Source organism: Microbacterium sp., assembly GCF_051953575.1.
Taxonomy (GTDB): domain Bacteria; phylum Actinomycetota; class Actinomycetes; order Actinomycetales; family Microbacteriaceae; genus Microbacterium.
The window spans coordinates 1-7,476 of sequence record NZ_JBQCIP010000022.1 but is presented as its reverse complement, the minus strand read 5'-3'; the positions used below and the strand labels follow the sequence as shown (position 1 = coordinate 7,476).

The 7,476-nt window shown below is 70.3% G+C and carries 10 protein-coding genes; 9 read left to right on the top strand and 1 reads right to left on the bottom strand.

Features of this window, described 5'->3' with window-relative positions; genetic code table 11:
• The 9 genes from ACTHNQ_RS01710 to ACTHNQ_RS01670 all read left to right on the top strand — a co-directional run.
• On the top strand, window positions 1–1,000 hold a 1,000-nt coding region (locus ACTHNQ_RS01710; protein ID WP_440330714.1), incomplete at its 5' end, for a UDP-N-acetylmuramate--L-alanine ligase.
• Window positions 1,001–1,007: 7 nt separating this feature from the next.
• A complete protein-coding gene (locus ACTHNQ_RS01705) occupies window positions 1,008–2,036 on the top strand; it encodes an FtsQ-type POTRA domain-containing protein (protein ID WP_440330713.1) in 1,029 nt (342 codons plus the stop codon).
• A 159-nt stretch (window positions 2,037–2,195) separates the two neighbouring features.
• A complete protein-coding gene (gene ftsZ, locus ACTHNQ_RS01700) occupies window positions 2,196–3,347 on the top strand; it encodes a cell division protein FtsZ (RefSeq protein ID WP_018170565.1) in 1,152 nt (383 codons plus the stop codon).
• Window positions 3,348–4,031 (top strand): YggS family pyridoxal phosphate-dependent enzyme, encoded by a 684-nt coding sequence (locus ACTHNQ_RS01695; RefSeq protein ID WP_440330712.1) that lies wholly within the window; start codon window positions 3,348–3,350, stop codon window positions 4,029–4,031.
• 32 nt (window positions 4,032–4,063) lie between these two features.
• Window positions 4,064–4,528, top strand: a complete 465-nt coding sequence (locus ACTHNQ_RS01690; protein ID WP_018170567.1) for a cell division protein SepF — start codon at window positions 4,064–4,066, stop codon at window positions 4,526–4,528.
• Between the two features lie 9 nt (window positions 4,529–4,537).
• Window positions 4,538–4,837 carry a YggT family protein gene (locus ACTHNQ_RS01685; RefSeq protein ID WP_440330711.1) on the top strand — a complete coding sequence of 100 codons (300 nt, stop codon included), beginning with the start codon at window positions 4,538–4,540 and terminating at the stop codon, window positions 4,835–4,837.
• A gap of 141 nt (window positions 4,838–4,978) precedes the next feature.
• A complete protein-coding gene (locus ACTHNQ_RS01680) occupies window positions 4,979–5,551 on the top strand; it encodes a DivIVA domain-containing protein (protein WP_440330710.1) in 573 nt (190 codons plus the stop codon).
• Window positions 5,552–5,554: 3 nt separating this feature from the next.
• Window positions 5,555–6,151: a signal peptidase II gene (gene lspA, locus ACTHNQ_RS01675; RefSeq protein WP_440330709.1), complete on the top strand. Its 597-nt coding sequence runs from the start codon at window positions 5,555–5,557 to the stop codon at window positions 6,149–6,151.
• Between the two features lies 1 nt (window position 6,152).
• Entirely contained in the window at window positions 6,153–7,073 is a 921-nt protein-coding gene (locus ACTHNQ_RS01670; protein WP_440330708.1) for an RluA family pseudouridine synthase, read from the top strand.
• Between the two features lie 19 nt (window positions 7,074–7,092).
• Here the strand turns inward: ACTHNQ_RS01670 and ACTHNQ_RS01665 are convergent.
• Window positions 7,093–7,476: NUDIX domain-containing protein (locus tag ACTHNQ_RS01665; RefSeq protein ID WP_440330707.1), on the bottom strand; the 384-nt coding region annotated here is incomplete at its 5' end.

The following is a 7,476-nucleotide window of genomic DNA, read 5'->3' as shown; positions in this document are numbered from 1 at the left end:
CGGCGTCGACCCGACGTTCGTCAACGGCGGCGTCATCGCACAGCTCGGCGTCTCGAGCGGCACCGGCTCCGACGAGGTGTTCGTCATCGAGGCCGACGAGTCCGACGGCACCTTCCTGCTGTACGACACGTCGATCGCGCTCATCACGAACGTCGACCCCGACCACCTCGACCACTGGGGCACGCGCGACGCGTTCTACGCCGCCTTCGCGCGCTTCGCCAACGAGGCGCGCGAGGCGGTCGTGATCTCGTCCGACGACGCGGGCGCGCAGCTCGTGGCCGCGCAGCTCACCCACCCGAATGTCGTGACGTTCGGAGAAGCGGCCGACGCCGACGTCCGCGTGAGCGACATCGTCGCCGACGGGCCGGTCTCGTTCCGCCTCACCCACGACGGCGCGACCGTCGACGCGCAGCTGCCCTTCCCCGGCGCGCACAACGCGATCAATGCCGCCGGCGCGGTCGCCGTGCTGCTGACGCTGGGCCATGACCTCGAGCCGGCCGTCCGCGCCGTCGAAGGCTTCGCGGGAACGATCCGCCGGTTCGAACTGCACGGGGTCGAACGAGGTGTCAGCGTCTTCGACGACTACGCGCACCACCCGACCGAGGTGGCCGCCGCCCTCGCCGCTGCGCGCACCGTCGTCGGCGACGGGCGCATCATCGCGATCCAGCAGCCGCACACGTACTCGCGCACGCAGGAGATGTACCGCGAATTCGCCGAGGTGCTGGAGCGCTACGCCGACCACACCGTGATGCTCGACGTCTACGGCGCCCGCGAGGACCCGGTGCCCGGGGTGACCGGCGAGCTCGTCAGCGACGCCTTCGCCGACCCGTCGCACGTCCACTTCGTGCCGGACTGGCAGGAGGCCGCCGACTACACCGCGACCGTCGCGCGCGAGGGCGACTACGTCATCACGCTCGGCTGCGGCAACGTGTACCTCATCATCCCGCAGGTGCTCGAGGCCCTCGCGGCCACGCCCGCCGCGCAGGAACCGGGGGAGTAGGGCCCGGATGCGTCGCCCCTCGCCGCTGCCGCAGCCGCCCGCCGCCACGCGCGGCGCGGCTCCGGTCGCTGCGCGCACGTCGCGCAGGGCGGTCGACGCGGCCGCCGACGACGAGACGGCGACGGATGCCGGCGGCCCGGCCGAGACGGCGGACTGGGATGCGACGCCCGGCGCCGGGGAGCACCCGACGGCTCCGGTGATTCCTCTCGCCGCCGAGGGCCGTGCGCCGGATGCCGCGGCATCCTCCGCCACCGAGGCGATCGACGATCCCGACGTGGGTTTTCGCGAGGTCTGGAAGGCCGCCCGCGCGCGCCGCAAGGCGCTGCGCGCGGAGGTGCGCCGCTTCACCGTGCGCCAGCGGCGGCGGCGGGCGGTCTGGCTCGGGGCCGCGGCATCCGTCATCCTGCTCGCCCTCGGCACCGTCGGGGCGGCGTACAGCCCGCTGTTCGGAGTCGAGAAGATCTCGATCGTGGGGGCGCAGCAGCTCAACGCGTCCGACGTGGCCGGTGCCCTGTCGAGCCAGCTCGGCAAGCCGCTGCCGCTCGTCGACGAGAGCGCGGTGAAGAAGGCGCTCGTGGCGTTCCCGCTCGTCGAGACGTACGCGCTGGAGGCGCGGCCGCCGCACGAGCTCGTGGTCCGCATCGTCGAGCGCACGCCTGTCGGCCTCATCCAGACGCGCGCCGGCTACACGCTCGTCGACGCTGCGGGCGTCGCCCTTTCGACGACGGCGACCCCGAGCGCCGGCACCCCGCTGCTCACGATCACGGGAGGCGTGGACTCCGACGCGTTCGCCGCAGCCGGTCAGGTGATGCGGTCGCTCCCCGACGACATCCGCGCGCAGGTGACGGAGGTGACGGCGTCCACCGCGGACGATGTCACGCTCACCCTCGGTGGAACCAACACGCAGGTCGTGTGGGGCAACGCCGAGAAGTCGGCCCTGAAGGCGGTCGTGCTGCAGAAGACGATGGCGGGGAGGCCTCCGCAGGACGTCTCCACCTACGACGTGTCGTCGCCCGAGGCTGTCGTCGTCCGCTGACGGTGACGGTCGGGAATTCCCTCACAGGTTGGCGCGACACGCCGACTCGTTCCGGGCTGCGGCGCGGCATCCGCTTACTTTCGAGACAGCGGAATTGCATACCGGGCAATTCTTTATACCTCTACTAGAGGTTGAAGGTTTACAAGCCAGGGGGCCGGCATGAGCCAGAACCAGAACTACCTCGCCGTGATCAAGGTCGTCGGCGTCGGCGGCGGCGGCGTCAACGCGGTGAACCGCATGATCGAGCTCGGCCTGCGCGGCGTCGAGTTCATCGCGATCAACACCGATGCCCAGGCGCTGCTCATGAGCGATGCCGACGTCAAGCTCGACGTCGGACGCGAACTCACGCGCGGACTCGGCGCGGGCGCCGACCCCGAAGTGGGTCGCCGCGCGGCCGAGGATCACGCCGAAGAGATCGAGGAGGCGCTGCGCGGCGCCGACATGGTCTTCGTCACGGCGGGTGAGGGTGGCGGAACCGGCACCGGCGGTGCTCCCGTCGTCGCGAAGATCGCGAAGTCGATAGGAGCACTCACGATCGGTGTCGTGACGAAGCCGTTCTCGTTCGAGGGGCGCCGTCGTCAGCAGCAGGCGGAGTCCGGCGTCGCACGCCTCAAGGAAGAGGTCGACACCCTCATCGTGGTGCCGAACGACCGCCTGCTCGAGATCAGTGACCGCGGGATCTCGATGATCGAGGCGTTCGCGACCGCCGACCAGGTGCTCCTCGCCGGTGTGCAGGGCATCACCGACCTCATCACGACGCCGGGTCTCATCAACCTCGACTTCGCCGACGTCAAGTCCGTCATGCAGGGAGCGGGGTCGGCCCTCATGGGCATCGGCTCGGCACGGGGAGCGGACCGCGCCATCAAGGCCGCCGAGCTCGCTGTCGAATCGCCCCTGCTCGAAGCCTCGATCGAGGGCGCGCACGGCGTGCTGCTGTCGATCCAGGGCGGATCCAACCTCGGCATCTTCGAGATCAACGACGCCGCGCAGCTGGTCAAAGAGGCGGCGCACCCCGAGGCGAACATCATCTTCGGCACGGTCATCGACGACACGCTCGGCGACGAGGTGCGTGTCACGGTCATCGCTGCGGGCTTCGACGGCGGCGAGCCCCAGGCTCGCATCGAGCCGATGACGGCCGCCCGCGTGGTGTCCACGCCCGCGGTGCCGGTCACGCCCGCCGACGAGGCCGCGAAGGACCGCGACGTCGTCGAGCCCCCGGCGGTGCCGGTGAGCGTCGGCGCCGTGACGGAGTCGTCGTACGACTCCGCGTTCAGCGACGACGACCTCGACATCCCCGACTTCCTGAAGTAAGTGTCGCTCGCGGACCGTCTCGCGGAGGTGGACGGACGGATCGCGGATGCCGCACGCGCGGCAGGCCGCGATCCGTCCGAGCTCACCCGCATCGTGGTGACCAAGTTCCACCCCGCGTCTCTCGTCGAGGAGCTCTACGGGCTCGGCGTGCGCGACGTGGGGGAGAACCGCCAGCAGGAACTCAGCCGCAAGGTGGTCGAGGTCGGTGACCGCGCCGACCTGCGCTGGCACTTCATCGGGCAGGCGCAGACCAACAAGGCGCGGGCCATCCGGGCGGCGGCGACCGTCGTGCACTCCCTCGACCGCGCCAGACTCGCCGACGCCCTGCACGGTGCCGCCGAGGACGGCGACCCCGTGCTCGACGTGCTCCTGCAGGTGAACCTCACCGACGATCCGGGACGCGGCGGCGTGTCGCCGGACGGTGTCGTCGCCCTGGCCGAGCATGCCGCGGCGCTGCCGTCGCTGCGCGTGCGGGGCGTGATGGGGGTCGCGCCGCTGGACGAGCCCCCGGCCCCCGCGTTCGCGAGGCTGCACGGCTGCTCGGAGGCCCTCCGGAGCGTCGTGCCCGACGCATCCTGGATCTCGGCGGGCATGACCGCCGACTTCGCAGAGGCCGTCGCGGCCGGCGCGACACACCTACGCATCGGGTCGGCAATCACCGGCCCTCGGCCCGAACGCGGTTAACCTCGGAACAGATGAGCACTACGGAGGATGAGATGTCGAACCCGCTCAAGAAGACCATGGTGTACCTGGGCCTCGCCGACGAAGAAGAGGTCTACGAAGAGCCGGCACCGCAGCCGCGTGCCCGCACCTCCGAGAAGGTCGTAGAGAAGGCGGCAGCCCCCGTGACCCCGATCCATCGCCCCACCGTCGTCCGCCAGCCGGCTCCGGCGACGATCAACGAGATCCTGACGGTTCACCCGAAGCAGTACCGGGATGCCCAGGTCATCGCAGAGAACTTCCGTGACGGCATCCCCGTCATCATCAACCTCTCGCAGATGAGCGACGCCGACGCCCGCCGCCTGATCGACTTCGCCAGCGGCCTGTCGCTGGGGCTCTACGGGCGCATCGAGCGCGTGACGAGCAAGGTGTTCCTGCTGTCGCCCGAGAACGTCGCCGTGTCAGGCGATGGGGCGGTCGCCCAGGCGGACCCGGACTCGGTTCCGTTCGCGCAGCCGTAATCTGGCTACGTGGCAGTCGTCCAACTCATCGCAGCGATCCTCAACCTCGCGCTGCTTCTCTATGTCTTCGTGCTGCTCGCGCGGCTGATCCTCGACTGGATCCCGTTCTTCAACCGTGAATGGCGCCCGCGCGGTGCCGGTCTCGTGATCGCCGAGACCGTCTACACGGTCACCGACCCACCCATCAAGCTGTTCCGCCGGTTCATCCCGCCGCTGCGCATCGGGGCGATCGCGATCGACTTCGGGTTCGCTCTGACGATGCTGCTGTGCTTCGTGCTGCTGAGCATCACGAGGGCTCTCGCGGGCTGATCCGCTCGCGTCCCCGGGAGTCTTCCGGGAGTCCTCGTTCTTCGACACGTTCAGAACCCGCGGCTATGCTTTGCTGATACGAACGGCCGCCGACCGGCGACCTAACCGACATCGGCCCAGACGCTCGAAAGAGGAATCACCATGGCTTTGTCCCCCGATGACGTCGTCACCAAGCAGTTCCAGCACGTCCGCTTCAAGGAGGGCTTCGACCCGGACGAGGTGGACGACTTCCTCGACGAGATCGTGGTCGAGTGGCGCAAGGCCCTCGCCGAGAACGAGGAGCTGAAGGCCAAGCTGGCGGCGTACGAGTCGGGTGCCGCTCCGGCACGCGCGGCAGAGCCCGCCCCCGCACCGGTCGTCGAGTCCGCACCGGCCGCCGGTGCCGCTCCGGCCGCGAGCGCGGGCATCATCGAGCTGGCGCAGCGCCTCCACGACGAGCACGTCGCCGAGGGCATCGCGCAGCGCGACCAGCTCATCGCTGACGCCAAGGCACAGGCCGCCAACATCGTCTCGGATGCCGAGACCCGCGGCCGCGAGGAGCTCGCCAAGCTCGACCGCGAACGCACCGGTCTCGAGAGCAAGATCACCGAGCTCCGCAACTTCGAGCGCGACTACCGCGCTCAGCTGCGCAGCTACATCGAGGGAAAGCTGCGTGACCTCGAGACCACGGCGACGACGTCCGGCGCTCAGCCGGTCTCGTCGCTGGGCCTCTAACCCTTGTCGGGCCGAGCACCCCTTCGTCCGGCGGCGGCCGGCGCCATCATCGCGATCCTCGCGCTGGTGGTGCTGGCCGCCGACCAGTTGGCGAAGCACTTCGCGCTGCAGAACCTCCCGTACCAGGAGCCGGTCCACGTCATCAGCGACTTCCTGATCTTCTATCTCACCCGGAACTCGGGCGCAGCGTTCTCGCTCGGCGCCGACGCCACGTGGATCTTCACGATCGCGCTGTCGGCCGTGGCGGTCGTCATCGTCTGGCTCGCCGCCACGCGCGTGCGATCCCGGCTGTGGGCCGTCGCCCTCGGTCTGCTGCTGGGTGGTGTGCTGGGCAACCTCGGCGACCGCCTGTTCCGCGACCCCGGCTTCGGCGTCGGGCACGTGGTGGACTTCATCGACACCCCGTGGATGTGGTTCATCCCGGGCATGCCCGGGGGGATCTACAACATCGCCGACATGTTCATCGTGTCGATGATGATCGGCGTCGCGATCCTCGTGCTCGTCGGTCTCCACTTCGACGGCTCGCGCGACAAGCGCGCCGCGAACCAGGAACAGGAGGCCGGGGCATCCGGCCCTGCCGCTCCGGAGTCCGGGGACTGACGTGGAGTCCCGCAGTCTTCCCGTCCCCGACGGGCTCGACGGCACCCGTGTCGACGCGGCGCTCGCGAAGATGCTGGGGTTCTCGCGCACCTTCGCGGCCGACGTCGCGGACGCCGGCGGCGTGACGATGGACGGCCGCACGCTCGCGAAGTCCGACAAGCTCCGGGGCGGCGCATGGCTCGACGTGTCGTGGACGCCGAAGGAGGAGCCGCGCGTCGTGCCGGTGGAGGTGCCCGAGCTCGGCATCGTCTATGACGACGACGACATCGTGGTGGTCGACAAGCCGTCCGGCGTCGCCGCGCACCCCTCGCTCGGGTGGGAGGGGCCCACGGTGCTGGGCGCCCTCGCAGCCGGCGGGTACCGCATCGCCACCACGGGCGCGGCCGAACGCCAGGGCGTCGTGCATCGCCTCGACGTCGGCACGAGCGGCCTCATGGTCGTAGCGAAGACCGAGAGCGCCTACGTCGCGCTGAAGCGCGCGTTCAAGGAGCGCGAGGTCGAGAAGATCTATCACGCGGTGGTGCAGGGGCACCCCGATCCCCTCGTCGGCACGATCGATGCGCCGATCGGCCGGCATCCCTCTCACTCCTGGAAGTTCGCCGTCACGCCCGGCGGCAAGGACTCCGTGACCCATTACGAGACGCTGGAGGCGTTCCCCGGTGCGTCGCTGCTCGAGATCCACCTCGAGACCGGGCGCACGCATCAGATCCGCGTGCACATGGCCGCCCACCGCCACCCGTGCGTCGGCGACCCGCTGTACGGCGGCGACCCGACGCTGTCGGCGCGCCTCGGGCTCACGCGACAGTGGCTGCACGCGCACGAACTGTCGTTCGCGCACCCGGCCACGGGGGACTGGGTGACGTTCAACTCGGACTACCCGACGGACCTCGCCCACGCGCTCGAGGTGCTGCGCGGCGACTGACCGCGCGCCGGCCCGTCGCTCAGCGACCGCCCTCGAACCGCGCCGCGCCATCGGCGCGGGCGTGCTCGATCCGCCGGTACATGTCGGGGAGCTCGAGCGGGGGCAGGTCGTCGACCGGATACCAGCCGACGTGGGTCATCTCTCCGTCGGCAGGGTACGGATCGCCCGACACCCACTCGCAGCGGAAGACGAGATCCAGGTAGTCGACCTCGTCGCCGTGCGGGTAGACGACGCGGGGCAGCTGGTGCACCCAGGCGAGGCGCTCGACACGGCAGACCACTCCGGCCTCCTCCAGCGTCTCGCGCACGGCGGCGTCGGCCGGCTCCTCGCCGGGTTCGACGATGCCCGTGATCGGCGTGAGCGCGCCGTTGTCGCTGCGCCGGCCCAGCAGGATGCTGTCGCC